This window comes from Lactobacillus sp. N54.MGS-719, assembly GCF_000980505.1.
Classification (GTDB): domain Bacteria; phylum Bacillota; class Bacilli; order Lactobacillales; family Lactobacillaceae; genus Lactobacillus; species Lactobacillus amylovorus.
The window spans coordinates 17,754-44,177 of record NZ_LARO01000010.1 but is presented as its reverse complement, the minus strand read 5'-3'; the positions used below and the strand labels follow the sequence as shown (position 1 = coordinate 44,177).

The following is a 26,424-nucleotide window of genomic DNA, read 5'->3' as shown; positions in this document are numbered from 1 at the left end:
TTCTTGTTAAGGAAGTTCAATCATTAGGTTTGGACATTCGTGTTCTTGATATGAACCACAAGGAAATTGAACTTCGTGATATGGATGGAGAATCAAGTGAACACTTGAATATCGATACATTGTCACGCATGGCAGAAGAACAAGAAAAGAAGAAGTTAGCCGAAGAAACTGAAAAATCAGAAGATAAAAAAGATGACGAAAAGACTGCAGACAAGCCAGCAGCTCCTGCAGACAAATCTGACGGTAAAGTTTCTAAATAGTAGGAGGTTAAACTTTTGATCGACGTAAATAAGTTTGAAAGTATGCAAATTGGTCTTGCATCACCTAACAAGATCAGAAGCTGGTCATATGGTGAAGTTAAGAAGCCAGAGACCATCAACTACCGTACTTTAAAGCCTGAAAAAGATGGCTTGTTTGATGAAAGAATTTTTGGACCAACAAAAGATTGGTCATGTGCTTGTGGTAAGTACAAGGGTGTTAGATACCGCGGCATAGTTTGTGATCGTTGTGGCGTTGAAGTTACTTCTTCAAAGGTAAGAAGAGAACGTATGGGTCACATCGAATTAGCAGCTCCTGTAACTCATATTTGGTACTTCAAAGGTATTCCATCAAGAATGGGTTTGGTATTGGATATTTCTCCAAGATTGCTTGAAGAAGTAATTTACTTTGCTGCATACATCGTAATTGACCCAGGTGATACTGATCTTGAACCTAAGCAATTATTAACTGAAGCTGAATATCGTGAACAAAAGGCAAAATACGGTAATCGCTTTGTAGCTAAAATGGGTGCTGAAGCTATCCGTGATTTGCTTAAGAAGGTTGACCTTGACAAAGAAGTTAAGGATTTGAAGAAAGAACTTCAAACTGCAACTGGTCAAAAGCGTACTCGTGCAATCAGACGTTTGGATATTTTGGATGCATTCAAGAACTCAGGCAACAAGCCTGAATGGATGGTTATGGATGCTGTTCCAGTTATCCCACCAGATCTTCGTCCAATGGTTCAACTTGAAGGTGGACGTTTCGCAACTTCAGATTTGAACGATTTGTACAGACGTGTTATTAACCGTAATAACCGTTTGAAGAGATTGCTTGATTTGAACGCTCCAAACATCATCGTTCAAAACGAAAAGCGTATGCTTCAAGAAGCTGTTGATGCTTTAATTGACAACGGTCGTCGTGGTCGTCCAGTTGTAGGACCAGGTAACCGTCCACTTAAGTCACTTTCACACATGCTTAAAGGTAAGCAAGGTCGTTTCCGTCAAAACTTGCTTGGTAAGCGTGTAGACTACTCAGGTCGTTCAGTTATCGATGTTTCACCAAAATTGAAGTTCTATCAATGTGGTGTTCCTCGTCCAATGGCTTTGGAATTGTTCAAACCATTTGTAATGCACGAATTGGTTAAGCGTGGTATTGCTTCTAACATTAAGAATGCTAAGCGTAAGATCGATCGTGAAGATGACGATATCTGGGATGTACTTGAAGATGTTATTAAGGAACGTCCAGTTCTTTTGAACCGTGCCCCTACTCTTCACCGTTTGAGTATCCAAGCCTTTGAACCAGTTTTGGTATCAGGTAAGTCAATCAGACTTCACCCATTAGCTTGTGAAGCTTACAACGCCGACTTCGATGGTGACCAGATGGCTATCCACGTTCCACTTTCAGATGAAGCTGTTGCTGAATCACGTTTGCTTATGCTTGCAGCTCACCACATCTTGGCTCCTAAGGATGGTAAGCCAATCGTTACTCCATCACAGGATATCGTTTTGGGTAACTACTGGTTAACTCAAGCTGAACGTGGTCGTGAAGGTGAAGGCATGATCTTCAGTTCACCAGCAGAAGCAACTGTAGCTTACGAAAATGGTGACATTCACTACCATACTATTATTGGTATGTCAGCAGATTCTATGCCTAAGAAGCCATGGCCTAAGGGACATGAACACGGTATCTTCATTACCACTTATGGTAAGATCGTCTTCAACCAATTGTTCCCAGATGACTACTTCTACATCAATGAACCAACTGAGAAGAATTTGAACAATCCATTGGATGCTAAGTACTTCTTAGACGAAGGTGAAGACATTAAGGACAGAATCGATAAAGTTGCCGATTATTTGATTGCTAGTCCATTCAAGAGTAGCTTCTTATCAGATTCTATTGCTACTATCTACAAGTACTACAAGGTTCAAAGAACTTCAGAATACTTGGATGACTTGAAGAAGTTAGGTTATACTAGTTCAACTACTTCAGGTATTACTATTGGTATGAACGACGTTCCTGAAATCCACGATAAGGATGAAAAGGTAGCTAAGGCACGTAAGCAAGTTGATATTGTTTCTAAGCAATTCAGACGTGGTTTAATTACTGAACAAGAACGTCACGATCGAGTAATTAGTATTTGGAATGCATGTAAGGATGAAATCCAAAACGAAATTGCTCAAATTCACTCACCTCGCAACCCAATTTCAATCATGGCCGACTCAGGTGCCCGTGGTAACATTTCTAACTTTACTCAGTTAGCCGGTATGCGTGGTTTGATGGCTACTCCAAACGGTGGTTTGTTCGAAATTCCAGTTACCTCAAACTTCAAGGAAGGTTTGTCTGTGCTTGAATTGTTCATGTCCACTCACGGTGCTCGTAAAGGTATGACTGATACTGCTTTGAAGACTGCTCAGTCAGGTTACTTGACTCGTCGTTTGGTTGATGTTGCTCAGGATGTTATTATCCGTGAAGACGATTGTGGTACTGATCGTGGTATTACAGTTAGCGCCATCATGGAAGGTGACGAATTAATCGAACCATTATTTGACCGTTTACTTGGTCGTTTTACTGCTGAAACTGTTAAGGATCCAAAGACCGGTGAAGCTATCGTTGGTAAAGATGTCATGATGGACGAAGCTATGGCTCACAAGATTTGTGATGCTGGTGTAACTCACGTTAAGATTCGTTCAATTCTTACCTGTGATACTCCTCACGGTGTATGTCGCAAGTGTTACGGTATGAACCTTGCTACTGGTGAAGAAGTTGAGGTCGGTGAAGCAGTTGGTACTGTTGCCGCACAATCAATTGGTGAACCAGGTACTCAGCTTACTTTGAGAACTTTCCACAACGGTGGTGTTGCCGGTGCTGAAGATATTACTCAAGGTTTGCCTCGTGTTCAAGAATTGTTCGAAGCACGTAACCCTAAGGGTCGTGCAACCGTTTCTGAAGTAGATGGTGTAGTTGATTCAATTCAAGAAAACCCAGCAGAACATACTCGTGAAATCACAGTTAAGGGCAAGATTGATACTAGAAGTTACAGTGTTCCTTACACTGCCTCTGTTGCCGTAGCTGAAGGCGATACTGTTCACCGTGGTGATAAGTTGACTCTTGGTTCTGTTGACCCTAAGGAATTGATCCAAGTAACTGATACTTTGACTACTGAAAAGTACATCTTAGCTGAAGTTCAAAAGGCCTACAGAATGCAGGGTGTAGATATTTCTGATAAGCACGTCGAAGTATTGACTCGTCAAATGCTTCAAAAGGTACGTGTACTTGACCCAGGTGAAACTGACATCTTACCAGGTGAAGTAATGGATATCGGTCAATTTAGAGACCGCAACAAGGAAGTAATCATTTCTGGTGGTATTCCAGCAACTGCACAAAGCGTAATCTTAGGTATTACTAAGGCCGCTTTGGAAACTAACAGTTTCTTGTCAGCTGCTTCGTTCCAGGAAACTACTCGTGTGCTTACTGATGCTTCAATCAGAGGCAAGAACGACCCACTTCTTGGACTTAAGGAAAACGTTATTATCGGTAAGATTATTCCAGCTGGTACTGGTATGCCTGTATACCGCAGCATGGAACCTGAAGCTGATGTAAAGAAGCCAGATTCAGTTTACTCAATTGCTGATATCGAAAAACAAATGAAAGAAAAGGACAAGGCTAAGTAAAAATAGCTTTATCTAACAAAAAGTGTTTCTATCTTATTGGTAGAAACGCTTTTTTTATATTAAAAATTGAGTGAAGATTAAGCCAATAAAGATATAGGGTAAAAAAGGAAAACTCTGCTTTTTATTGTTTTGCTCAATTATAAAAACGGTAATTGCTAGAAAAGAAGCCACAAGTAAAGCAAGGCTAGCTGCAGTTACAGAAAAGTAGCTTGCAATTATTAAATAAATGAGTAGATCGCCAGATCCCATTTTTTGCTTAAAAATATTCCAACTTAAAACAAATGTGATGCAGCCAAAAGAAATCCAATCTATTAGCTTGTAGTTAGCGAATTGATTATATAGGAGAGTAATTACAGCAGCGGGAACAAGAAAAAGCAAATCAAAACTTTGTTGGTTATAATCTGCGATTGTAGTTAATAGTAATGAAAAAAGTAAGATTGATGTTAAAATGCAATTTTTATTACTAAAATCAATTGTAGTGAAAGCAATGCCGCCAATTATTTCAAATAAAAATAATTCTGCAGGAATAGGGGATTGGCAATATCGACAACGACCTTTTAAGAATAAAAAAGAAAAAATTGGTATTTCATCTAAAAGCAAAAGCTCAAATTTGCAATTGCTGCAATGAGAACGAGAAAAGATAGTGTTTTGCTCGGGCCAGCGCTCATAAATAACTAGGGCATGGGATGCCAAGCAACTACCAATCATAAAATTGAAAAAATAATATATTGAATTCAAAAAAATCACCTCATTATTTATTACGCAAAAAAGGTGATTTTTCTTTTTTTATTTTGAAAAAGTTTGATTTCTGTTTAAAACCGAGTACAATAGTCTTTGTATGTTTTGAACAGTCTATTCGTGAGTCAAAAAAAGAAACTCCCGGATGTGTGAACAAAATAGTAATTTTTAGGAGGAAAAATTAATGCCAACCATTAACCAATTGGTAAGAAAAGGCCGTCATTCAAAGGTTACTAAATCAAAGTCACCTGCTTTGAATTACAGCTACAACAGTATGAAGAAGGAATCAGTATTCAACCCAGCTCCACAAATGCGTGGTGTTGCAACTCGTGTTGGTACTATGACTCCAAAGAAGCCTAACTCAGCTTTGCGTAAGTACGCTCGTGTTCGTCTTTCAAACTTGATCGAAGTTACTGCCTACATCCCAGGTGAAGGCCACAACTTGCAAGAACACTCAGTTGTATTAATCCGTGGTGGTCGTGTAAAGGACCTTCCTGGTGTACGTTACCACATCGTTCGTGGTGCCCTCGATACTGCTGGTGTTGATGGCAGAAAGCAAAGCCGTTCTAAGTACGGTGCTAAGAAAGATTAAAGGAGGAGTTAAATAATGCCTAGAAAAGGTCACGTAACTAAGAGAGACGTTTTAGCAGATCCAGTTTACAACTCAAAGCTTGTTACCAAGTTAATCAACCACTTAATGATTGATGGTAAGAGAGCTAAGGCATCTTCAATCCTTTACGATGCTTTCAACATTGTTCAAGACAAGACTGGTAAGGAACCACTTGATGTATTTGAAGAAGCTATGAACAACGTTATGCCAGTTTTGGAAGTTAGAGCTCGCCGTATCGGTGGTTCAAACTACCAAATCCCAGTTGAAGTACGTCCTGAAAGAAGAACTACTTTAGGTTTAAGATGGCTTGTTTCATACGCTCGTTTACGTAACGAACACACTATGGATGAACGTTTAGCTAACGAAATTATCGATGCTTCAAACAACACTGGCTCAGCAGTTAAGAAGCGTGAAGATGTTCACCGTATGGCTGAAGCTAACCGTGCATTTGCACATTACCGCTTCTAATTTGTTCGTTTTAATTTAAGGAGAGAATAATTTATGGCTAACAAGCGTGAATTTCCATTAGCAAAGACACGTAACATTGGTATTATGGCCCACATCGATGCGGGTAAGACTACTACTACTGAACGTATCCTTTACTACACTGGTAAGATCCACAAAATTGGTGAAACTCACGAAGGTGATTCACAAATGGACTGGATGGATGAAGAAAAAGAACGTGGTATCACCATTACTTCTGCAGCTACTACTGCACAATGGAAAGACCACAGAATTAACATCATCGACACCCCAGGACACGTTGACTTCACTATCGAAGTAGAACGTTCACTTCGTGTTCTTGATGGTGCCGTAACTGTTCTTGATGCCCAAGCTGGTGTTGAACCACAAACTGAAAACGTATGGCGTCAAGCTGAAACTTACGGTGTTCCTCGTATTGTTTTCGTTAACAAGATGGATAAGATCGGTGCTGACTTCGATAAGTCAGTTAAGTCATTGCACGAACGTTTAAACGCTAATGCACATGCTGTTCAAATGCCAATTGGTTCAGCTGACACTTTTGAAGGTGTTATCGACTTAATCAACATGGTTGCCGACATCTACGACGAAGACAAGCTTGGTTCTAAGTGGGATACTGTTCCAGTTCCTGACGAATACAAGGAAGAAGCTGAAGCACGTCGTAACGACTTAATTGAAGCCGTAGCCGATGTTGATGACGGCATCATGGAAAAATTCCTTGGCGGTGAAGAAATTTCTAACGATGAATTAAAGGCAGCTATCCGTAAAGCTACTTTGGACTTGAAGTTCTTCCCAGTTTACGCTGGTTCAGCATTCAAGAACAAGGGTGTTCAAATGATGCTTGACGGTGTTATTGACTACTTGCCATCACCACTTGACGTTAAGCCTTACGTTGCTCACGATCCTAAGACTGGTGATGAAGTTGAACTTATGGCTGACGATAAGAAGCCATTTGCAGCTCTTGCATTCAAGATCGCTACTGACCCATTCGTAGGTCGTTTGACTTTCATCCGTGTTTACACCGGTTCTCTTGAATCAGGTTCATACGTATTGAACGCTTCAAAGAACAGTCGTGAACGTGTAGGTCGTTTGCTTCAAATGCACGCCAACTCAAGAACTGAAATTCCAGAAGTATTCTCAGGTGATATCGCTGGTGCCATCGGTTTGAAGAACACCACTACTGGTGACTCATTAACTGACCCAGATCACCCACTTATTTTGGAAAGCTTGAAAGTTCCAGATCCAGTTATCCAAGTATCAGTTGAACCTAAGTCAAAGGCTGACCGTGATAAGATGGACGTTGCTTTGCAAAAGCTTACTGAAGAAGACCCAACTTTCCGTGCTGAAACTAACCCAGAAACTGGTCAAACTTTGATTTCAGGTATGGGTGAACTTCACCTTGACATCATGGTTGAACGTATGAGACGTGAATTTAACGTTGATGCTAAAATCGGTGAACCACAAGTTGCTTACCGTGAAACCTTCACTAAGGAAGCTAAGGCACAAGGTAAGTTTGTTCGTCAATCAGGTGGTAAAGGTCAATACGGTGACGTTTGGATTGACTTTACTCCTAACGAAGAAGGTAAGGGTTACGAATTCGAAGATGCCATCGTTGGTGGTGTTGTTCCTCGTGAATTCATTCCTTCAGTTGACCAAGGCTTACAAGAAGCTATGAAGAATGGTGTTCTTGCAGGTTACCCATTGATCGACGTTAAGGCTAAGCTTTACGATGGTAGTTACCACGAAGTCGACTCATCAGAAGCTGCCTTCAAGGTTGCTGCTTCACTTGCTTTGAAGAACGCTGCTTCAAAGGCCGGCGCGGTTATCTTGGAACCAATTATGAAGGTTCAAGTAACTACTCCAGAAGAATACTTAGGTGACGTTATGGGTTCAATCACTGCTCGTCGTGGTACCATGGAAGGTATGGAAGACAGAGCCGGTGCTAAGATCATTAACTCATTTGTTCCACTTTCAGAAATGTTTGGTTACGCAACTACTTTGCGTTCATCAACTCAAGGTCGTGGTACATTTACTATGGTATTTGATCACTACTCACCAACTCCTAAGTCAATTCAAGCTGAAATCATCAAGAAGCGTGGCGGCGAAGCTGAATAATTTCAGTTAAAAAAGCCGAAATGCTTTTAGCTTAATTGAAAACAATTACATACAAAAAAGAGTTATTGAAGATTTTTCAATAGCTCTTTTTTTGAAAAAAATTTTTAGAAAAATGCCCTTAACCCTTGATATTTAAGGGGAGACAAAGTACAATAGTCTTTGTGCTTGAGGGGCAATTGTGCTCTAAAGCTAGAATATTGTTGTAAAGCTTTGACGCAAAAGGTTGCGGCACACCAGGCTGCATTGCCACAGTGGCGTGCGGGGAATTTTTGCCGAGCTAGTCATCTTTTAAAGAAGACGTTAAGGAGGTAATTTAATGGCAAGTCAAACAATTCGTATTAGACTTAAGTCTTACGAACATGGTATTCTCGATGAATCAGCTGCTAAGATCGTAGCTACTGCAAAGAGAACTGGTGCTGAAATTTCAGGTCCAGTTCCTCTTCCAACAGAAAGAACTTTATTCACTGTTCTTCGTTCACCACACATGAACAAGGACTCACGTGAACAATTTGAAATGCGCACTCACAAGCGTTTGATCGACATTTTGAATCCAACACCTAAGACTGTTGATTCATTAATGAAGCTTGATCTTCCAAGCGGCGTAGACATCGAAATTAAACTGTAATTAAAATAATAGAAAGAGGTGTAAACATGACCAAAGGAATCTTAGGAAGAAAAGTTGGTATGACTCAAATCTTTACTAAAGATGGTGTTCTTGTTCCTGTAACTGTTGTAGAAGCAACTCCTAACGTTGTTATGCAAGTTAAGACTGTTGAATCAGACGGTTACGAAGCAGTTCAATTAGGTTACCAAGACAAGCGTGAAGTTTTGAGCAACAAACCAGAAAAAGGTCATGCTGATAAAGCAAAGACTTCGCCTAAGCGCTTCATTCGGGAAATCCGCGGTGTTGAGCTTAAGGACTATGAAGTCGGCTCAGAAGTTACTGTGGATACATTCAAGGAAGGTGACGTTGTAAACGTTACTGGTACTTCAAGAGGTCATGGATACCAAGGTAACATTAAGCGTTGGGGCCAATCAAAAGGACCAGAAACCCACGGTTCAAGATACCACAGAATTCCTGGTTCAATGGGTTCCATCATTAACCGTGTACCAAAGGGCAAGCGTTTGCCAGGTCACATGGGTGTAAAGAAAGTTACCATTGAAAACTTAGTAATTGAAAAAGTTGTTGCAGATAAGAACGTATTAATGATTAAGGGTAATGTTCCTGGTGCTAAGAACTCATTAATCGTTGTTAAGACTGCTTCTAAAGCTGTTAAGGCTGATAAATAGGAAGGAGGACTAGAATGGCTAATTTAAAAGTTATGGATCAAAACGGTAAAGACTCTGGTGAAGTTACTTTGAACGATAAAGTTTTTGGTATTGAACCTAACGATAACGTCGTTTTTGAAGCAATTATTAGACAAAGAGCCGGCAAGCGTCAAGGTACCTCAAAGGTTAAGAATAGATCTGCTGTTCGCGGCGGTGGTAAGAAGCCTTGGAGACAAAAGGGTACTGGTCGTGCTCGTCAAGGTTCTATCAGAGCTCCACAATGGCGTGGCGGTGGTACAGTATTTGGCCCAACTCCACGTTCATACGCATACACTATGCCAAGAAAGCAACGTCGTTTGGCTATTAAGTCAGTTCTTTCCCAAAAGTTGATTGACAATGATTTAATCGTTTTAGACAAGTTGACTATGTCAGCTCCTAAGACTAAGGAATTAGTATCAATGTTAAACAGCTTAAACGCTGACGGTAAGGTTTTAATTGTTACTGATGATAACAATGTACAACTTTCCGCAAGAAACTTGGCTAAGGTTAAGGCTGTTCCAGTTAACGGTTTGAATGTTGAAGATGCTGTTAACTACGGCAAGTTAATCTTGTCTCAAGATGCTGTTAAGAAGATCGAGGAGGTTTTGGCTTAATGGATGCACGCGATATCATTTTAAGACCTGTCATTACTGAAAAGTCCACGAACTTAATGGATGATAAGAAGTACACTTTCGACGTGCTTTTAACTGCAACCAAGACACAAGTTCGCAGTGCTGTTGAAGAAATCTTCGATGTTAAAGTAAAGAGCGTTAACATTATGAACGTTCGCGGCAAGGACAAGCGAGTAGGTCGTTACACTGGTAAGACTGCTCGTCGTAGAAAGGCTATTGTTGCTTTAACTGACGATTCAAACAGCATTAAGATTTTCCAAGACGAAGATAAAGAAGACAACAAGTAATAGGAGGTCAGTCAATTGGCTATTAAGATTTACAAGCCAACCACGAATGGTCGTCGTCATATGACTTCTTCCGACTTTGCTGAGATTACCAAGACAAAGCCTGAAAAGACTTTACTTGAATCACAATCACACACTGCAGGTCGTAACTCATATGGTCATATCACTGTAAGACACCGTGGTGGTGGTCACAAACAAAAATACCGTATCATCGACTTTAAGCGTAACAAAGACAATGCAAAGGCAGTTGTAAAGGCAATCGAATACGATCCAAACAGAACTGCTAACATCGCTTTGCTTCACTACACTGATGGTATCAAGGCTTACATTTTGGCACCTAAGGGCTTAAAGGTTGGCGACATCGTTGAATCAGGCGACGAAGTTGATATTAAGCCAGGTAACGCATTAGCATTGAAGAACATTCCTACTGGTACTGCAATTCACAACATTGAATTGAAGCCAGGCAAGGGTGGTCAACTTGTAAGAAGTGCTGGTGCTTCAGCTCAAGTTTTAGGTGTTGATGGAGACTACACTTTGATTAGATTACAAAGTGGCGAAGTTCGTAAGATTTTATCATCATGCCGTGCTACTATCGGTGTGGTTGGTAACGAACAACACTTCCTAATCCAATTAGGTAAAGCTGGTCGTAAGCGTTGGTTAGGCAAGCGTCCTCAATCACGTGGTTCTGTAATGAACCCTAACGATCACCCACATGGTGGTGGTGAAGGTAAGGCTCCTGTTGGTCGTCCACAACCTATGACTCCATGGGGTAAGAAGGCTCGTGGTATCAAGACTAGAGATATCAAGAAGGCTAGCGAGAAGTTAATCATTCGTCACCGTAAGGGTAGCAAATAATAGAAGGAGGGTTAATTAATGAGCCGTAGTATTAAAAAAGGTCCTTTTGCTGATGCATCTTTATTAAAGAAGGTTGATGCACAAGCAGATGCAGATAAGAAACAAGTTATTAAGACTTGGTCACGTCGTTCAACTATTTTCCCTTCCTTTGTAGGTTTGACTATAGCTGTTTACGATGGTAGAAAACATGTTCCAGTATATGTTACTGAAGACATGGTTGGTCATAAGTTAGGTGAATTTGTTCCAACAAGAACTTTCCACGGACACAGATCCACTGATGATAAAGCCACAACACAAGCTTAGAGGAAGGAGAAACATCTAAATGGCAGAACAAATTAGTTCAGCTAAGGCTGAAGCAAGAACTGTTCGCATCGCTCCAAGAAAAGCTCGTTTAGTCGTTGACTTAATTCGTGGCAAGAGCGTTGCTGAAGCATTAGCAATCTTAGAATTTACGCCTAGAGCTGCTTCCCCAATCGTTGAAAAAGTTTTACGTTCAGCTATTGCTAACGCAGAACACAACTACGATCTTGAAAGTGCTAACCTTTACGTATCAGAAGCTTACGTAAACGAAGGTGCAACCTTGAAGAGATTCCGTCCACGTGCTAAGGGTATGGCTTCTCCAATTAACAAGAGAACCAGTCACGTAGTTGTAGTAGTTTCAGAAAAGAACGATTAAGGGAGGTATATTAATGGGTCAAAAGATTAACCCAAACGGTTTTCGTCTCGGTGTTATCCGCGATTGGGAATCAAAATGGTATGCTGACAAGGGATACAAAGAAACTTTAAACGAAGACCTTCGAATCAGAAAATTTATCTCAGAAAAATTGAAGGATGCTTCAGTATCTACTGTTGAAATTGAACGTGCAGCTAACAGAATCAACATCTCAATTCATACTGCTAAGCCAGGTATGGTAATTGGTAAAGGTGGTTCTGAAGTTGAAGCTTTAAGAAAACAATTAAATGCTTTAACTGGTAAGCAAGTTCACATTAATATTGTTGAAATTAAGAAACCAGATCTTGATGCTGAATTAGTAGCTGATGGTATCGCTCGTCAACTTGAAGCTCGTATTGCTTTCAGACGTGCTATGCGTCAAGCTACTCAAAGAGCTATGCGTGCTGGTGCCAAGGGTATTAAGGTTCAAACTTCAGGTCGTTTGAACGGTGCCGACATGGCAAGAAGAGAATGGCACACAGAAGGTCGTGTTCCATTACAAACTTTGAGAGCTGATATTGATTACGCTTGGGTAAATGCATTCACTACTTACGGTGAAATTGGTGTCCAAGTTTGGATCAACCGTGGTGAAGTCTTACCAACTCGTAAGAATAAGCCAGCTTCAAAGCCAGCGAAGGGAGGAAATAGATAATGCCTTTAGTACCAAAACGAGTAAAACACCGTCGTGAATTCCGTGGTAAGATGCGTGGTGCTGCTAAAGGTGGTAAGTATATTGCCTTTGGTGAATATGGTCTTGAAGCCCTCGAATCACATTGGATTACTAACCGTCAAATCGAAGCTGCCCGTGTTGCTATGACACGTTACATGAAGCGTGGCGGTAAAGTTTGGATTAGAATTTTCCCTCAAAAGTCATACACTGCTAAAGGTGTTGGTGTACGTATGGGTTCTGGTAAAGGTGCACCAGCAGGTTGGGTAGCTGTAGTTAAGAGAGAAAAGATTATGTTTGAAATTGGTGGTGTTGATGAAGCAACTGCTCGTGAAGCTTTACGTCTTGCTTCAACTAAGTTACCAATTAAGACTAAGTTTGTAACTAGAAGTTCGGAAGTAGGTGGCGAATCTAATGAAGGCTAAAGATATCAGAGCATTAACCACTGATGAAATGTTAGAAAAAGAAAAGCAATATAAAGAAGAGCTCTTTAATTTGCGTTTCCAACAAGCAACGGGTCAATTAGAAAATACCGCTCGCTTGAGCAAAGTCCGCAAGAATATCGCCAGAATTAAGACTATTCTGAGCGAAAAAGCGTTAGAAAACAATTAATGGAAGGGAGCTATTAACTTGAGCGAAACAAACGAAAGAAATTATCGTCACGTATACCAAGGTCGTGTAGTTTCTGATAAGATGGACAAGACTATCGTAGTCGTTGTTGACACTTACAAGAACCACCCTGTTTACAACAAGCGTATCAAATATTCAAAGAAGTACTACGCACAAGACGAAAATAACGAAGCTAAAGTTGGCGATACTGTACGTATCATGGAAACCCGTCCATTATCTCGTAAGAAGCGCTTCCGTTTAGTAAAGATTGTTAAGAAATCTGTTTAATTTGCGGATTTAGTGAGGGGAGGATTACACAGTGATTCAAAACGAATCCCGTTTAAAGGTTGCTGATAACTCTGGTGCCAGAGAACTTTTAGTTATTAGAGTCTTAGGTGGTTCAAAGCGTAAGACTGGTAACATCGGTGACATCGTAGTATGTACTGTTAAGCAAGCAACACCAGGTGGCGTTGTCAAAAAAGGCGACGTTGTAAAAGCAGTTATTGTTAGAACCAAATCAGGTGCACGTCGTGAAGATGGTTCATACATCAAATTCGACGAAAATGCTGGCGTAATTATTAACGCAGATAAGAGCCCACGTGGTACTCGTATCTTTGGGCCAGTTGCACGTGAGTTACGTGAGCACGACTTTATGAAGATCGTCTCTCTTGCTCCTGAAGTCTTATAATTGATAGTGAGGTGCACTGATGTTCGTTAAAACTGGTGACAAGGTAAAAGTTATTGCCGGAAAAGATAAAGGTAAAGAAGGTACTGTTCTTTCTGTTAACGTTAAGAAGAACCGCGTAGTTGTTAAGGGCGTTAACAAGATTAAGAAGCACCAAAAGCCTTCACAAGTTAACGCTAATGGTGGTGTAGTTGAATCAGAAGGTTCAATTCACGCATCAAACGTTAAAGTAATTAGTAAAAAAGAAGATAAGTAGAAGGGAGGACACAAATGGCAAGTTATTTAGCTGAAGAATACAAAGAAAAAGTAGCTCCTGCATTGGAAGAAAAGTTCAACTACACTTCATCAATGCAAATTCCTAAGATTGACAAGATCGTTTTAAACATGGGTGTTGGTGACGCTGTTTCAAACGCCAAGAACTTGGACGAAGCAGTTGAAGAATTAACTTTGATTTCAGGCCAAAAGCCATTAATCACTAAGGCTAAGAAGTCAATCGCTAACTTCCGTTTACGTGAAGGTATGTCTATCGGTGCTAAGGCTACTCTTAGAGGCGATAGAATGTACGACTTCTTATACAAGTTGATCAATGTTTCTCTTCCACGTGTTCGTGACTTCCGTGGTGTATCAACTCGTTCATTTGATGGTCGTGGTAACTACACTTTGGGTATCAAGGAACAATTGATTTTCCCAGAAATCGATTTTGATAAAGTTAACCGCACTAGAGGTTTAGACATTGTTATCGTAACTACTGCCAACACTGACGAAGAAGCTCGTGAACTTTTGACTCAATTTGGTATGCCGTTTGCAAGATAGTGGAGGACATTAATGGCTAAAACATCACAAAAAATCAGAAATCGTCGTCCTGCTAAGTTCTCTTCACGTGAATATACACGTTGCGAGAGATGTGGTCGTCCACACTCCGTATACCGTAAATTCGGTTTATGCCGTATTTGCTTAAAGGAATTAGCACACAAGGGTCAAATCCCTGGTCTTAAAAAGGCTAGTTGGTAGGATACGGTTAGGAGGATAGCTTAAATGGTCATGACAGATCCAATCGCAGATTACTTGACTAGAATCAGAAATGCCAACATGGCAAAGCACGATTCAGTTGAAATTCCTGCATCAAACATTAAAAAGTCTATTTCAGAAATTTTGAAGCGCGAAGGTTTCATCCGTGATTACGAAGTTGCAGATGACAACAAGCAAGGCGTTATCAAGGTATTCTTGAAATACGGTCCAAATGGAGAACGTGTCATTTCAGGTTTGAAGCGTATTTCTAAGCCAGGTCTTAGAAACTACGTAAGCGCTGAAGACTTACCTAAAGTTCTTAATGGTTTGGGCATTGCCATCGTTTCTACTTCTGCTGGTGTTATTACCGACAAGGAAGCAAGACAAAAGAACGTTGGCGGCGAAGTAATTGCCTACATTTGGTAATACTGACAGAAAGGAGAACAATCAATGAGCCGAATCGGTTTAAAGACTATTGAAGTCCCTGACAGTGTTACTGTTACCAAAGAAGGCGACAACATTACTGTTAAGGGTCCTAAAGGTGAATTAACTAGATACTTCGATCCAAAGATCACTTTTGAACAAAAAGATGGTAAGATCAACTTCTCACGTTCAAGTGAAAGCGATAAAGCACTTCACGGTACTGAAAGAGCTAACTTAGCTTCAATGATCGAAGGTGTAGTTGATGGTTACAAGAAGACTTTGAAGTTAATCGGTGTTGGTTACCGTGCACAAGCACAAGGCAACAAGATTACTTTGAATGTTGGTTACTCACACCCAGTTGTATTGACTGCACCAGAAGGTGTATCTGTAAAGGCAACTTCAGCAACTGATGTAGAAGTTGAAGGTGTATCAAAGCAAGATGTTGGTCAATTTGCAGCTGAAATCCGCGCCGTACGTCCACCAGAACCTTACAAGGGTAAAGGTATTCGTTACGTTGACGAATACGTACGTCGTAAGGAAGGTAAGACAGGTAAGTAATAAGTAGTTTATTTTGAGGTGAAATTGTGATTTCTAAACCAGATAAAAACAAGTTACGCTTAAAGCGTCGTAAACGTATTCGTAGTAAGATTTCTGGTACTGCTGAGCGCCCACGCTTAAGCATTTTTCGTTCAAATAAAAACATCTACGCTCAATTAATTGATGACGTAGCGGGTGTTACGCTTGCAAGCGCCTCAACTTTGGATGAAAACGTATCAGAAGATGCAACTAAGGTAGAACAAGCTGCTGCTGTAGGTAAGGCAATTGCTGAAGCTGCTAAGGCAAAGAACATTTCTGCCGTTGTATTTGATAGAAGTGGTTACTTATACCACGGCCGTGTTCAAGCATTAGCTGATGCTGCTCGTGAAAACGGATTAGAATTCTAGGAAAGGAGATTAACACATGGCAAACCGCAATGATTCTCGTAACAATCGTAGAAACAAAGACGATATCGAAGATCAATTAGTCGCTGTCAACCGTATTACTAAGGTTGTTAAAGGTGGCCGTCGCATGAGATTTGCTGCTCTTGTTGTTGTTGGCGACAAGAAAGGCCGTGTAGGTTTTGGTACTGGTAAAGCTCAAGAAGTCCCAGAAGCAATCCGTAAGGCTGTAGAAGACGGTAAGAAGAAAATGATCAATGTACCTAAAGTTGGTACTACTATTCCTCATGAAGTTATTGGTCACTACGGTTCAGGTAACATTTTATTGAAGCCTGCCGAAGCTGGTTCTGGTGTTGCTGCTGGTGGTGCTGTACGTATCGTTATGGATATGGCTGGTATCTCAGACGTAACTTCAAAATCACTTGGTTCTAATACTCCAATCAACGTTGTTCGTGCAACTATCGATGGTTTGAAGAAGCTTAGAACTAGTGAAGAAGTAGAAAAACTTCGTCAACCTGAAAGAGCTTAGATTAGGGAGATCATAGATGACTGATTTAAAGATTACTTTAATTAGAAGTGCTGCTCACCGTCTACCTGAACAAAGAAAGATTGTTAAAGCTCTTGGCTTGGGTAGAGTAGATAGTACTGTTGTTCTTCCAGACAACGCTGCTACTCGTGGTGCATTATTGAAAATTGCTCACTTAATCTCTGTTGAAGAGATTAATAAATAGGATATCAAGGAGGTGCCCAATTTAATGAAGCTTCATGAATTACATTCTGCTGAAGGCTCACGTCGTGATAGAAAACGTGTCGGTCGTGGTACTTCAAGTGGTTACGGTAAGACTTCTGGCCGTGGTCAAAAGGGTCAATTGGCTCGTCAAGGCGGTCACACACGTTTAGGTTTTGAAGGTGGTCAAATGCCATTGTTCAGAACTATGCCAAAGCGTGGTTTTAAGAACATCAACCGTAAAGAATACGCAATCGTAAATTTAGATGACTTAAATAAGTTCAAAGATGGCAGTGAAGTAACTGTTGAAACTCTTAAGGAAAACGGCTTGGTAAAGAAAGAATTATCAGGCGTTAAGTTACTTGGTAACGGAGAATTAAAAGTTAAGTTAACTGTAAAGGTTAATAAAGTTTCCGCAGCTGCTAAGAAAGCAGTTGAAGCCGCTGGCGGAACTGTTGAGGTGATCTAATGTTTTCGACCTTGAAGAACGCCTTTAAGGATAAAGAAATTAGAAATAAAATTTATTTCACTCTCTTTATTCTATTAATCTACCGGATCGGTGCTAATATCACTGTTCCAGGTGTTAATGCAAAGGCGATCACACAGGTTGCTCAAACTGGATTAGTTCCAATGCTAGATACTGTATCTGGTGGTGGGCTAGATAACTATTCAATATTTTCTTTGGGTGTTTCCCCGTACATCACGGCACAAATTGTAATCCAGCTGTTACAGATGGATATTGTACCGACATTGGTAGAATGGGGAAAACAAGGTGAAGTAGGTCGTCGTAAAACTAATCAAGTAACAAGATATTTAGCATTAGTTGTTGCTTTTGTTCAAAGTATTGGTATTACGTTAGGTTTCAATGCCTTGACTCAAATGGGATTGGTTAAAAACCAAACCCCTCAAACTTATGTAGAAATTGCTATTATCATGACCGCTGGTACCATGTTATTGACATGGTTGGGTGATGAAATCACCGATAAAGGTCTTGGTAATGGTGTATCAGTAATTATTTTTGCTGGTATCATTGCAAGATTACCAAGTGGTTTATGGCAAATCTACAAAGAATCAATTATTAACAATAGTTCCAGTGATCGTTGGAAAGGCATTTTGTTCTTCATCGCGGTTATAGTTGCAATCCTTGTAGTTACTCAATTAGTTACATGGGTTGAACAAGCTGATCGTCGCATTCCTATTCAATACACAAGAAGAGCGACGATTAGTGGTTCTGAAAGTTTTCTACCATTAAAAGTTAATGTATCTGGAGTTATTCCAGTTATTTTCGCCAGTTCATTTATCATTACACCGGCAACAATTTTAATGGCCTTTCAAAGAACCCAAGGCGATCAACAATGGTTTAAAGTAATGAACCAGATCTTTAGTTTACAAACTACTCCTGGGGTTATCATCTACACCTTATTGATTATCTTATTTACATTCTTCTACGCTTTCGTACAGGTTAACCCTGAGAAGCTGGCAGAAAACTTACAAAAGCAAGGTGCTTACATTCCTAGTGTTTGGCCAGGAAAAGATACCCAGAATTATATTTCAAAGATGTTGATTAAATTATCAACTGTAGGTTCAGTATTTTTAGGTTTAGTTGCTCTATTGCCTCAATTGGCCACAAACTTCTGGAATCTCCCAAGTTCCATTGGTTTAGGAGGAACAAGTCTTTTAATTGTAATTGGGGTTGTTCTTGAGTTATCTCGTCAAATTAACGGTTTGTTAATGAAGAGAGAATATGTTGGATTCATCAGATAGGAACGGAAAAAATGATTAACTTAATTCTTTTAGGCTTACCAGGTGCTGGTAAGGGTACAGCATCAGAGAGAATCGTTGACAAATATCACTTAACTCATATCTCAACTGGAGATATGTTTAGGGAAGCAATGGCTAACAAGACCAAGGTTGGTCTTGAAGCTAAAAGCTACATCGACAAAGGTAATTTGGTACCAGATGAAGTTACTGCTAGATTAGTTGAAGAACGTTTAGGTCAACCTGATATTAAAGAAGGTTTCATCTTAGACGGTTTTCCAAGAACTACTGTACAAGCAGAACTTCTTGAAGGCATTACTAAACGTTTGAACAAGCCTTTAACAAATGTCATCGCGCTTGAAGTTGACGAAGATACTTTGATCAAGCGTTTATCAGCAAGATACATGTGTAAGAATTGTGGCGCTACTTACAACAAGATTTCTAAGCAACCTAAAGTTGAAGGTACTTGTGATCGTTGTGGTGGACACGAATTCTACCAACGTGAAGACGATAAGCCAGAAGTAGTTAAGAATCGTCTTGAAGTTAACGAAAAGATGAATGCTCCTTTGAAAGACTTTTATCAAAAGAAAGGTTTGCTTACTGTAATTAATGGTGAACAAACTCCAGAAAAAGTCTTTGAAGACATTGATGCGGTATTGAGTAATAATCAATAAAAGAAAAATTTGTATAATTTTTTATCCGTGTTATAATTTCAAAGTATGACTGTATTAATTGCGGAGGAACAACTTTGGCAAAAGATGATGTCATTGAAGTAGAAGGTAAGGTAGTTGATACCTTACCTAATGCTATGTTTAAAGTTGAATTGGAAAATGGAGCTACTATTTTAGCACACGTTTCCGGTAAAATTAGAATGCACTACATTCGTATTTTGCCAGGAGACCGTGTGACTGTTGAATTGTCTCCATATGATTTAACTAAAGGTAGAATTACGTATCGATTTATAAAATAATATAACGGAGGGAAACATGAAGGTTAGACCATCTGTTAAACCAATGTGTGAACATTGTAAAGTTATTAAAAGACATGGCCGTGTTATGGTAATTTGCCCAGCAAATCCAAAGCACAAGCAACGTCAAGGTTAATAGAAAAAAGAGGAGGTGTAGTTTATGGCTCGTATTGCTGGTGTTGACTTACCAAGAGATAAGCGAATTGTTGTTGCCTTAACTTACATTTACGGTATTGGTGACACAACTGCTAAGAAGATTTGTGCTGATGCTGGTGTATCTGAAGACGTTCGTTCAAAGGATTTAACTCCAGAAGATCAAGAAAAGCTTCGTGCTGAAGTTGACAAGTACCGTGTTGAAGGTGACTTGCGTCGTGAAGTAAGCATGAACATTAAGCGCTTAGTTGATATTGGTTCTTATCGTGGTATTCGTCACCGCCGTGGACTTCCAGTTCGTGGCCAAAATACCAAGAACAATGCTCGTACTCGTAAGGGTACTAAGAGAAACCGTTAATTTTATTTATAAGGAGGTTTATTGATGCCTGCAAAGAAAACAGCACGTAAGCGTCGTGTGAAGAAGCATGTTGAAAGCGGTGTTGCACACATTCACTCAACGTTTAATAATACTTTAGTCATGATTACTGACGTTCAAGGTAATGCAGTTGCTTGGTCTTCAGCTGGTGCATTGGGCTTTAAGGGTAGTCGTAAGTCTACTCCATTTGCAGCTCAAATGGCAGCTGAAGCAGCAGCTAAGAGTGCAATGGACCAAGGTATGAAACATGTAGAAGTTTCAGTTAAAGGTCCTGGTGCTGGTCGTGAATCTGCTATTAGATCACTTCAAGCAACTGGTCTTGAAATTACTGCAATTCGTGACGTTACGCCAGTTCCCCACAATGGTTCCAGACCACCAAAACGTCGTCGTGTTTAATTTTGTCCTTGATGATATAGGACGTTACGTTTTGAAAGGGGCCCAGTAATGATTGAATTTGAAAAACCAAATATTACCGTTGTTGAACAAGAAGATTCTTACGGTAAGTTTGTTGTTGAACCACTTGAGCGAGGCTTTGGTACTACTTTAGGTAATTCTTTAAGAAGAGTTTTACTTACTTCTATTCCGGGTACTGGACTTGTTTATGTGCAAATTGATGGCGTTTTACACGAGTTCTCAACAGTTCCTGGCGTCAGAGAAGATGTAACCAAAATTATTCTGAACTTGAAGAAACTTGAATTAAAGTCTCTTTCAGATGAACAAAAGGTTATTGAATTAGACGTTGAAGGTCCTGCCACAGTAACTGCTGATGATCTTAAAGTTGATGCAGACGTTCAAGTCTTGAATCCAGATCAATATATTTGTACCATTGCTGAAGGTGGGCATTTACATATGGAACTCGCCGTAAAGAATGGTAGAGGATATGTAACTGCAAGTGACAATAAGAGTGATGACATGCCAATCGGAGTAATTCCTGTTGATTCATTATTCTCACCAATTAAAAAGGTTAACTACCAAGTTGAATCAACTCGTGTTGGTAAGAGAGACGATTTCGACAAGCTCACTTTTGAGATTTGGACTGACGGTTCAATCAAGCCTAATGACGCCCTTAGTTTTGCTGCTAAGATCTTAGTTGAACACTTCAAGGTATTTGAATCAGCTGATGCAAATACTCAATTCAGCGAAGTAATGGTGGAAAAGGAAGACGATAAGAAGGAAAAGAAGCTTGAAATGACAATTGAAGAGCTTGACCTTTCTGTTCGTTCATACAACTGCCTGAAACGTGCCGGCATTAACACTCTTCAAGAGTTAACTGATAAGACAGAATCAGATATGATGCGTGTACGTAACTTAGGACGTAAATCATTGGAAGAAGTTAAGAATAAATTAGCCGACTTAGGTCTTTCACTTCGTCAAGAAGACTAAAAGTAGGCAATAAAGGAGGCAAACCCATGGCATACCGTAAATTAGGTCGCGATAGTGCTCACAGAAAAGCAATGCTAAGAGAAATGACTACTCAATTAATCATGAACGAACGCATTGTTACTACTGAAACTCGTGCTAAAGAAGTTCGCAAGACTGCCGAAAAGATGATCACTTTAGGTAAGCGCGGCGATTTAGCTTCAAGAAGAAAGGCTGCAGCATTTGTACGTGACGAAGTTGCAGATATCCACGAAGAAAAGGATACTGTAGTTGTTAAGTCAGCATTGCAAAAGCTTTTCAGCGATGTAGCACCTCGTTACAAAGACCGTAATGGTGGTTACACTAGAATTTTGAAGTTAGCAGTTCCTCGTAAAGGTGACGCTGCTCCAATGGTTATTCTTGAATTAGTCTAGAATAGTCAAAAACTTAATACGTATTAAGAATTATCCATGAAAGCGAGAATAAGCGTAAAGATGATGGCGCAAGCTTAGTCTAGCTTAGATGATGAAAATCATCCCTCTTCATGGGTGATTTTTTTTACCCTTTTTTCTGTTACAATTACTATTAAGTGAGTTGGAAGGGAGAGTGAAATATGACAATTAGCAATGCTATTGATTTTAAAGATGTGACATTTACATATCCAGAATCTAAAGCACCTGTCCTTAAGAAAATTAATTTTAAAGTAAAAAAAGGTTCATGGACAGCTTTAATAGGCCATAATGGGAGTGGTAAATCCACAATTTCCAAGTTGATTAATGGTTTACTTTTACCTGATAAGGATTCTGGCAGTGTAATTACTGTTTCCGGAATGAATCTAAATTCAGAAAATGTTTGGGATATTAGAGAAAAAGTTGGTATAGTTTTTCAAAATCCAGATAATCAATTTGTTGGAGCTACAGTTGGTGACGATGTAGCATTTGGATTAGAAAATCGTGGTGTTCCTAGGGACCAGATGGTACAGACCGTTAAAAAGGTATTATCTGATGTGGGAATGCTGGATTATATTGATGCTGAACCTGCCAATTTATCTGGTGGTCAAAAGCAAAGAGTAGCTATTGCAGGTATTCTTGCTGTTGAACCAGAGATTATTATCTTGGATGAATCGACGTCAATGCTAGACCCAAGCGGTAGAGATCAAATATTAAAGATAATTAAACGCTTAATGTCAGAAAAAAATTTAACCATTCTCTCTATTACGCATGATATCGATGAAGCTGATATGGCAGATAATGTCATTGTGCTAAATGACGGAAAAATATTGGCACAAGCATCGCCAACAGAAATTTTCAGTCAAACAGAGATGCCGCGGCAAATAGGATTAGATATTCCTTTTGTAGATAAATTGATATATAAATTAAATCAATTAGGCATTACAATACCAAAAGATGTACAAACGAAAGATGAGTTGAAACAGTACTTATGTCAATTAAATTCGAAAAAGTAGATTATATTTATTCTCCAGGAACAACAATGGAAAAAAGGGGGCTAGATAACGTTTCTTTCGAATTAGCTGACAATAAATTTATTGCTTTGATTGGACATACTGGTAGTGGTAAATCTACGCTTATGCAGCATTTTAATGCGTTGCTGAAGCCAAGCAAAGGTTCAATAGATATTGCCGGATATCATATCACTCCTCAAACAAGTAATAAAAATTTAAAAGAATTGCGTAAACGAGTTAGTCTAGTTTTTCAATTTCCTGAAGCACAATTATTTGAGAATACTGTGTTAGAAGATATTGAATTTGGACCTAAGAATTTTGGTGCGACAGAAAAAGAAGCAAAAACCAAAGCCTTTGAATGGCTGAGCAAAGTAGGACTGCCTGAAGAGATAGCAACTAAATCTCCGTTTGAGCTTTCAGGCGGGCAAATGAGACGAGTAGCTATTGCTGGGGTAATGGTAAATGAACCTCAAGTACTGTGCTTGGATGAGCCTGCTGCCGGTCTTGATCCACGGTCTCGTAAAGAAATGATGAAGTTGTTTTTGAACTATCAAAAGGCTGGCCATACTGTAATTTTAGTTACGCATAATATGGATGATGTTGCTGAATTTGCAGATGATGTATTAGTGATGGAACATGGACAGCTAATTAAACACGATAAACCGGAGAATATTTTCAAAGATAAAAATTGGCTGGAAAAGCATTATCTAATGGAACCAACCCCTAGTCGTTTTGCTTCAGAATTAGCAAATTATAATTTTGCACAGAATCCGTTAACGCTTGATCAACTTGTAGATGGAATCAAGGAGAATTTGAAGGGAGAGTTTGATGAGTAAAATAATTGTTGGGCGATATATCCCGGGAAATTCTCTTGTCTATAAAATGGATCCACGTGGTAAATTATTGATTACAATACTATTTATTTTCGTGATTTTTTTGGCAAATAATCCCATAACTTACGCTATTATCACAGTATTTTGTTTAGCAGCGATTTTCGCAACAAGGTTAAAAGTAAGAGTGTTCTGGGATGGGGTTAAACCGTTAATTGGGTTAATCTTTTTCACGTCTTTATTGCAATTATTCTTTATGACCGGTGGGAAAACATACTGGCAATGGTGGATTTTTACTATCTCTAGTTACGGGTTAGTTAATGCGGCCTATATTTTTATTAGATTCACTTTGATCATTTTGATCTCAACGGTCATGACGGTTACTACGATGCCACTTGAAATCGCCGATGCGATGGAGTGGTTACTAAAACCATTAAAAATATTTAAAGTGCCAGTGGATAAAATTGCGCTAGTAATTTCAATTGCTCTTCGTTTTGTCCCAACATTGTTTGATGAAACTTTGAAGATAATGAATGCTCAAAGATCACGTGGGGCTGATTTCAATGATGGTGGTCTAGTAAAAAGAGCAAAAGCAATTACGCCAATATTGGTGCCATTGTTTATTCACTCTCTAGAAACCGCAATTGATTTATCGACTGCTATGGAATCACGTGGCTATCGTGGCAGTAGTGGTCGAACCAAATATAGAGTTTTGAATTGGTCAAAATATGATTTGATTTCATTATTCTATTTCATCGCATTAGTATTGTTACTATTAATTTTTAGGAATCACTAATTATGTTAACTAGATATAAAATGACAATGTCGTATGATGGTCATTTGTTTCATGGCTTTCAACTTCAGCCAGATCAGCGAACGGTCCAAGGAACAATCGAAGATGCTCTTAAGAAGATGACTAAGGGTAAGCGAGTTATTGTTCAAGGATCTGGTAGAACAGATGCTGGAGTACATGCTGTGGGGCAAGTGATTCACTTCGACTATCCTGGAAAGACGATTCCAGCCAACAGAATGATTTTAGCTTTAAATTCAATGATGCCAACTGATATTGTTTTTACAGATTGTCAAATAGTGGACGAAAATTTCCACGCCAGATATTCAATTAAGGGAAAATGGTATCGATATCGCGTTAGTTTAGACCACTTTGTGAACCCATTTAAACGATTTTATACAGGTCATTTTCAATACCACCTTGATATTAAAAAGATGCAAGAGGCAGCTAAAGATTTACTTGGGACACATGACTTTACTAGTTTTGCAGCCAGTGGTGGTCAAATAGAAGATAAGGTTCGAACTATTTATTATGTCAATATCAGGAAAAACGAAGAAGAAAATGAAATAATATTCGATTTCATTGGCTCAGGCTTTCTGTATAATATGGTCCGAATTATGGTTGCTGCATTGCTAGAGATAGGCAATGATCGTCGACCAGTTCATGATTTAAAACGAGTGATTTTAGCCAAAGATAGACAAGAAGTTCGTCAGACGGCACAAGCAAGCGGCTTATATTTGTATCATGTATTTTATGACGAAATTCCACAAAAATATCGTCAAGACCAAGGATTAATGATATGATTAGAATAAATGTAAGTGCTTTTTCAGGAGGTAAGTAAAATGAAAAAGAGACTTGTTTACTTATTTTCGGTTGTATTCTTTGTGTTCTTAGGACTTCTTCAATTAGGTTTAAAACCACAAAAGGTAGAAGCTGCCTACGGAATTTTGCATCCCTATAGCACGCCTGTAGCAACGCGCGGTAATTGGTATTATCTTGATCGTGATAGCAAGGGAACCCAAAAGATTTATACTGTTAAAATTACGGCCCATGCTGTTGATAAAGATAAACTATATGTTCCTTCACAAAAGTATTTTGAGAAACATGTCTATAATGCTTCTGAGAAGAAACGTAATCAATTTATTGAGAAAACTAAGAATATTTATGCTGGCTACAATTATAAAAAAGGCTTCAATGTCAATAATTGGGTTAGTTTAGCAGGAGACGGAGTCTACTATATTCCTGTTACGCGTAAAGTTAAGGGCAAGAAGGTAAAAGCATTACGTATTGCTACTGGCGCTGGTCCTTATACTGCTGCTTATGCATATAAGACGAAAAAGCTTGCTAGACTGGCAAAATAAAGAATTATCATATTTTGGTATTTTTACTGAAATATGATTTTTTATTTCTCTAAAAATGCAAGAATAAATTCTTTAAGACTGGCATTTATAATTGACTTTTTTCAAAAAAGGACGTACTCTAATATAGTATGTTTGTCCACGATAGGCCCCGGAAACTTATTGTTTTCAAACTGCAAATAAACGGAGGAATTTAAATTGCGTACTACACCATTAGCAAAATCTAGTGAAATCGAACGTAAGTGGTACATTATTGATGCAACTGACGTATCTCTTGGTCGTCTTTCTGCAGCTGTAGCCACTATTTTGAGAGGTAAGAACAAGCCTCAATACACACCTAATGTTGATACCGGTGATAATGTTATTATTATCAACGCATCAAAGATTAAGTTGACTGGTAAAAAGGCTTCTGACAAGATTTACTACCACCACTCAGAATGGCGCGGTGGCTTAAAAGCTACTTCATACGGCGAGTTGCTTGCTAATAACCCAGTAAAGATGGTTGAAATCTCAGTTAAGGGCATGCTTCCAAAGAATACTCTTGGTCACCAAGAATTCATGAAGATGCACGTTTATGCTGGTGAAGATCACAAGCATGAAGCACAAAAGCCTGAAAAGTTAGATATTAACAAGTTAATCTAGGAGGTTAAA

The 26,424-nt window shown here is 39.2% G+C and carries 41 protein-coding genes; 40 read left to right on the top strand and 1 reads right to left on the bottom strand.

Features of this window, described 5'->3' with window-relative positions; translation table 11 throughout:
- On the top strand, positions 1 to 260 hold a 260-nt coding region (locus tag WS44_RS03330; protein ID WP_046433074.1), incomplete at its 5' end, for a hypothetical protein.
- Between the two features lie 15 nt (positions 261 to 275).
- Positions 276 to 3,929 (top strand): DNA-directed RNA polymerase subunit beta', encoded by a 3,654-nt coding sequence (rpoC, locus tag WS44_RS03325; RefSeq protein ID WP_013437125.1) that lies wholly within the window; start codon positions 276 to 278, stop codon positions 3,927 to 3,929.
- Between the two features lie 54 nt (positions 3,930 to 3,983).
- On the opposite strand, the gene WS44_RS03320 is transcribed toward rpoC, so the two are convergent.
- Positions 3,984 to 4,667 carry an A24 family peptidase gene (locus tag WS44_RS03320; RefSeq protein ID WP_013437126.1) on the bottom strand — a complete coding sequence of 228 codons (684 nt, stop codon included), beginning with the start codon at positions 4,665 to 4,667 and terminating at the stop codon, positions 3,984 to 3,986.
- Positions 4,668 to 4,851: 184 nt separating this feature from the next.
- Here WS44_RS03320 and rpsL point away from each other — a divergent pair, with 184 nt between their 5' ends.
- The 38 genes from rpsL (at position 4,852) to rplM (ending at position 26,415) form a co-directional block, all read left to right on the top strand.
- The gene (gene rpsL / locus WS44_RS03315) at positions 4,852 to 5,259 is read left to right on the top strand and encodes a 30S ribosomal protein S12 (protein ID WP_013437127.1); all 408 of its coding nucleotides are present in this window, start codon (positions 4,852 to 4,854) and stop codon (positions 5,257 to 5,259) included.
- A gap of 15 nt (positions 5,260 to 5,274) precedes the next feature.
- The gene (gene rpsG / locus WS44_RS03310; protein ID WP_003549021.1) at positions 5,275 to 5,745 is read left to right on the top strand and encodes a 30S ribosomal protein S7; all 471 of its coding nucleotides are present in this window, start codon (positions 5,275 to 5,277) and stop codon (positions 5,743 to 5,745) included.
- A 33-nt stretch (positions 5,746 to 5,778) separates the two neighbouring features.
- On the top strand, positions 5,779 to 7,872 hold the full coding sequence (gene fusA / locus WS44_RS03305; protein ID WP_013437128.1) for an elongation factor G: 2,094 nt from the start codon (positions 5,779 to 5,781) through the stop codon (positions 7,870 to 7,872).
- A gap of 316 nt (positions 7,873 to 8,188) precedes the next feature.
- Complete coding sequence (gene rpsJ / locus WS44_RS03300) at positions 8,189 to 8,497, top strand: 30S ribosomal protein S10 (protein ID WP_013641475.1); 309 nt, start codon at positions 8,189 to 8,191, stop codon at positions 8,495 to 8,497.
- Between the two features lie 26 nt (positions 8,498 to 8,523).
- Entirely contained in the window at positions 8,524 to 9,162 is a 639-nt protein-coding gene (gene rplC / locus WS44_RS03295) for a 50S ribosomal protein L3 (RefSeq protein ID WP_046433070.1), read from the top strand.
- A gap of 14 nt (positions 9,163 to 9,176) precedes the next feature.
- Positions 9,177 to 9,794: a 50S ribosomal protein L4 gene (gene rplD / locus WS44_RS03290; RefSeq protein ID WP_013437129.1), complete on the top strand. Its 618-nt coding sequence runs from the start codon at positions 9,177 to 9,179 to the stop codon at positions 9,792 to 9,794.
- Positions 9,794 to 10,099, top strand: coding sequence for a 50S ribosomal protein L23 (gene rplW, locus WS44_RS03285; protein ID WP_013437130.1), 306 nt, complete (start codon positions 9,794 to 9,796; stop codon positions 10,097 to 10,099). Before rplD ends, rplW begins: the two co-directional genes overlap by 1 nt.
- 15 nt (positions 10,100 to 10,114) lie before the next feature.
- Positions 10,115 to 10,951, top strand: a complete 837-nt coding sequence (gene rplB, locus WS44_RS03280) for a 50S ribosomal protein L2 (protein ID WP_046433067.1) — start codon at positions 10,115 to 10,117, stop codon at positions 10,949 to 10,951.
- An 18-nt stretch (positions 10,952 to 10,969) separates the two neighbouring features.
- A complete protein-coding gene (gene rpsS, locus WS44_RS03275) occupies positions 10,970 to 11,254 on the top strand; it encodes a 30S ribosomal protein S19 (protein WP_013437132.1) in 285 nt (94 codons plus the stop codon).
- Between the two features lie 19 nt (positions 11,255 to 11,273).
- Complete coding sequence (gene rplV, locus WS44_RS03270; protein ID WP_003625788.1) at positions 11,274 to 11,627, top strand: 50S ribosomal protein L22; 354 nt, start codon at positions 11,274 to 11,276, stop codon at positions 11,625 to 11,627.
- A gap of 13 nt (positions 11,628 to 11,640) precedes the next feature.
- Positions 11,641 to 12,315, top strand: coding sequence for a 30S ribosomal protein S3 (gene rpsC, locus WS44_RS03265; protein WP_013437133.1), 675 nt, complete (start codon positions 11,641 to 11,643; stop codon positions 12,313 to 12,315).
- The gene (gene rplP, locus WS44_RS03260; RefSeq protein WP_003625792.1) at positions 12,315 to 12,755 is read left to right on the top strand and encodes a 50S ribosomal protein L16; all 441 of its coding nucleotides are present in this window, start codon (positions 12,315 to 12,317) and stop codon (positions 12,753 to 12,755) included. The genes rpsC and rplP overlap by 1 nt, the downstream gene beginning before the upstream one ends.
- Complete coding sequence (gene rpmC / locus WS44_RS03255; RefSeq protein WP_003549032.1) at positions 12,745 to 12,942, top strand: 50S ribosomal protein L29; 198 nt, start codon at positions 12,745 to 12,747, stop codon at positions 12,940 to 12,942. Before rplP ends, rpmC begins: the two co-directional genes overlap by 11 nt.
- Before the next feature lie 18 nt (positions 12,943 to 12,960).
- Positions 12,961 to 13,227: a 30S ribosomal protein S17 gene (gene rpsQ, locus WS44_RS03250; protein ID WP_013437134.1), complete on the top strand. Its 267-nt coding sequence runs from the start codon at positions 12,961 to 12,963 to the stop codon at positions 13,225 to 13,227.
- A gap of 31 nt (positions 13,228 to 13,258) precedes the next feature.
- Positions 13,259 to 13,627, top strand: coding sequence for a 50S ribosomal protein L14 (rplN, locus tag WS44_RS03245; RefSeq protein WP_007126804.1), 369 nt, complete (start codon positions 13,259 to 13,261; stop codon positions 13,625 to 13,627).
- A gap of 19 nt (positions 13,628 to 13,646) precedes the next feature.
- On the top strand, positions 13,647 to 13,880 hold the full coding sequence (gene rplX, locus WS44_RS03240) for a 50S ribosomal protein L24 (protein ID WP_013437135.1): 234 nt from the start codon (positions 13,647 to 13,649) through the stop codon (positions 13,878 to 13,880).
- 14 nt (positions 13,881 to 13,894) lie between these two features.
- Positions 13,895 to 14,437, top strand: a complete 543-nt coding sequence (rplE, locus tag WS44_RS03235; protein WP_013437136.1) for a 50S ribosomal protein L5 — start codon at positions 13,895 to 13,897, stop codon at positions 14,435 to 14,437.
- 12 nt (positions 14,438 to 14,449) lie between these two features.
- Complete coding sequence (locus WS44_RS03230; RefSeq protein WP_003549037.1) at positions 14,450 to 14,635, top strand: type Z 30S ribosomal protein S14; 186 nt, start codon at positions 14,450 to 14,452, stop codon at positions 14,633 to 14,635.
- Positions 14,636 to 14,659: 24 nt separating this feature from the next.
- Positions 14,660 to 15,058, top strand: a complete 399-nt coding sequence (gene rpsH / locus WS44_RS03225; protein ID WP_013437137.1) for a 30S ribosomal protein S8 — start codon at positions 14,660 to 14,662, stop codon at positions 15,056 to 15,058.
- A 24-nt stretch (positions 15,059 to 15,082) separates the two neighbouring features.
- Positions 15,083 to 15,613: a 50S ribosomal protein L6 gene (gene rplF, locus WS44_RS03220; protein WP_013437138.1), complete on the top strand. Its 531-nt coding sequence runs from the start codon at positions 15,083 to 15,085 to the stop codon at positions 15,611 to 15,613.
- A 26-nt stretch (positions 15,614 to 15,639) separates the two neighbouring features.
- Positions 15,640 to 15,999, top strand: a complete 360-nt coding sequence (gene rplR, locus WS44_RS03215; RefSeq protein ID WP_013437139.1) for a 50S ribosomal protein L18 — start codon at positions 15,640 to 15,642, stop codon at positions 15,997 to 15,999.
- A gap of 16 nt (positions 16,000 to 16,015) precedes the next feature.
- Complete coding sequence (gene rpsE, locus WS44_RS03210; protein WP_013437140.1) at positions 16,016 to 16,522, top strand: 30S ribosomal protein S5; 507 nt, start codon at positions 16,016 to 16,018, stop codon at positions 16,520 to 16,522.
- Between the two features lie 16 nt (positions 16,523 to 16,538).
- Positions 16,539 to 16,724 (top strand): 50S ribosomal protein L30, encoded by a 186-nt coding sequence (gene rpmD / locus WS44_RS03205; protein ID WP_003549042.1) that lies wholly within the window; start codon positions 16,539 to 16,541, stop codon positions 16,722 to 16,724.
- A gap of 24 nt (positions 16,725 to 16,748) precedes the next feature.
- The gene (rplO, locus tag WS44_RS03200; protein WP_013437141.1) at positions 16,749 to 17,189 is read left to right on the top strand and encodes a 50S ribosomal protein L15; all 441 of its coding nucleotides are present in this window, start codon (positions 16,749 to 16,751) and stop codon (positions 17,187 to 17,189) included.
- Positions 17,189 to 18,484, top strand: a complete 1,296-nt coding sequence (secY, locus tag WS44_RS03195) for a preprotein translocase subunit SecY (RefSeq protein WP_013437142.1) — start codon at positions 17,189 to 17,191, stop codon at positions 18,482 to 18,484. Before rplO ends, secY begins: the two co-directional genes overlap by 1 nt.
- An 11-nt stretch (positions 18,485 to 18,495) precedes the next feature.
- Complete coding sequence (locus WS44_RS03190; protein ID WP_013641476.1) at positions 18,496 to 19,152, top strand: adenylate kinase; 657 nt, start codon at positions 18,496 to 18,498, stop codon at positions 19,150 to 19,152.
- 74 nt (positions 19,153 to 19,226) lie between these two features.
- On the top strand, positions 19,227 to 19,448 hold the full coding sequence (gene infA / locus WS44_RS03185) for a translation initiation factor IF-1 (RefSeq protein ID WP_002878178.1): 222 nt from the start codon (positions 19,227 to 19,229) through the stop codon (positions 19,446 to 19,448).
- Between the two features lie 16 nt (positions 19,449 to 19,464).
- Positions 19,465 to 19,581 (top strand): 50S ribosomal protein L36, encoded by a 117-nt coding sequence (rpmJ, locus tag WS44_RS03180; protein WP_002878160.1) that lies wholly within the window; start codon positions 19,465 to 19,467, stop codon positions 19,579 to 19,581.
- A gap of 24 nt (positions 19,582 to 19,605) precedes the next feature.
- Positions 19,606 to 19,956 carry a 30S ribosomal protein S13 gene (gene rpsM / locus WS44_RS03175; RefSeq protein WP_013437144.1) on the top strand — a complete coding sequence of 117 codons (351 nt, stop codon included), beginning with the start codon at positions 19,606 to 19,608 and terminating at the stop codon, positions 19,954 to 19,956.
- Between the two features lie 24 nt (positions 19,957 to 19,980).
- On the top strand, positions 19,981 to 20,370 hold the full coding sequence (rpsK, locus tag WS44_RS03170; RefSeq protein ID WP_003625817.1) for a 30S ribosomal protein S11: 390 nt from the start codon (positions 19,981 to 19,983) through the stop codon (positions 20,368 to 20,370).
- 48 nt (positions 20,371 to 20,418) lie between these two features.
- On the top strand, positions 20,419 to 21,357 hold the full coding sequence (locus WS44_RS03165) for a DNA-directed RNA polymerase subunit alpha (protein WP_013437145.1): 939 nt from the start codon (positions 20,419 to 20,421) through the stop codon (positions 21,355 to 21,357).
- Positions 21,358 to 21,383: 26 nt separating this feature from the next.
- Positions 21,384 to 21,767, top strand: a complete 384-nt coding sequence (gene rplQ / locus WS44_RS03160) for a 50S ribosomal protein L17 (RefSeq protein ID WP_013437146.1) — start codon at positions 21,384 to 21,386, stop codon at positions 21,765 to 21,767.
- Between the two features lie 179 nt (positions 21,768 to 21,946).
- Entirely contained in the window at positions 21,947 to 22,798 is an 852-nt protein-coding gene (locus WS44_RS03155) for an energy-coupling factor transporter ATPase (protein WP_013641477.1), read from the top strand.
- Positions 22,774 to 23,631: an energy-coupling factor transporter ATPase gene (locus WS44_RS03150; protein ID WP_013437148.1), complete on the top strand. Its 858-nt coding sequence runs from the start codon at positions 22,774 to 22,776 to the stop codon at positions 23,629 to 23,631. Before WS44_RS03155 ends, WS44_RS03150 begins: the two co-directional genes overlap by 25 nt.
- Positions 23,624 to 24,421 (top strand): energy-coupling factor transporter transmembrane component T, encoded by a 798-nt coding sequence (locus tag WS44_RS03145; RefSeq protein WP_013437149.1) that lies wholly within the window; start codon positions 23,624 to 23,626, stop codon positions 24,419 to 24,421. The genes WS44_RS03150 and WS44_RS03145 overlap by 8 nt, the downstream gene beginning before the upstream one ends.
- Positions 24,422 to 24,423: 2 nt before the next feature.
- Positions 24,424 to 25,218, top strand: a complete 795-nt coding sequence (gene truA / locus WS44_RS03140) for a tRNA pseudouridine(38-40) synthase TruA (protein ID WP_013437150.1) — start codon at positions 24,424 to 24,426, stop codon at positions 25,216 to 25,218.
- Positions 25,219 to 25,257: 39 nt separating this feature from the next.
- Complete coding sequence (locus tag WS44_RS03135; protein WP_013641478.1) at positions 25,258 to 25,776, top strand: hypothetical protein; 519 nt, start codon at positions 25,258 to 25,260, stop codon at positions 25,774 to 25,776.
- A gap of 195 nt (positions 25,777 to 25,971) precedes the next feature.
- Entirely contained in the window at positions 25,972 to 26,415 is a 444-nt protein-coding gene (gene rplM / locus WS44_RS03130; protein WP_013437152.1) for a 50S ribosomal protein L13, read from the top strand.
- The last annotated feature ends 9 nt before the right edge of the window (positions 26,416 to 26,424 follow it).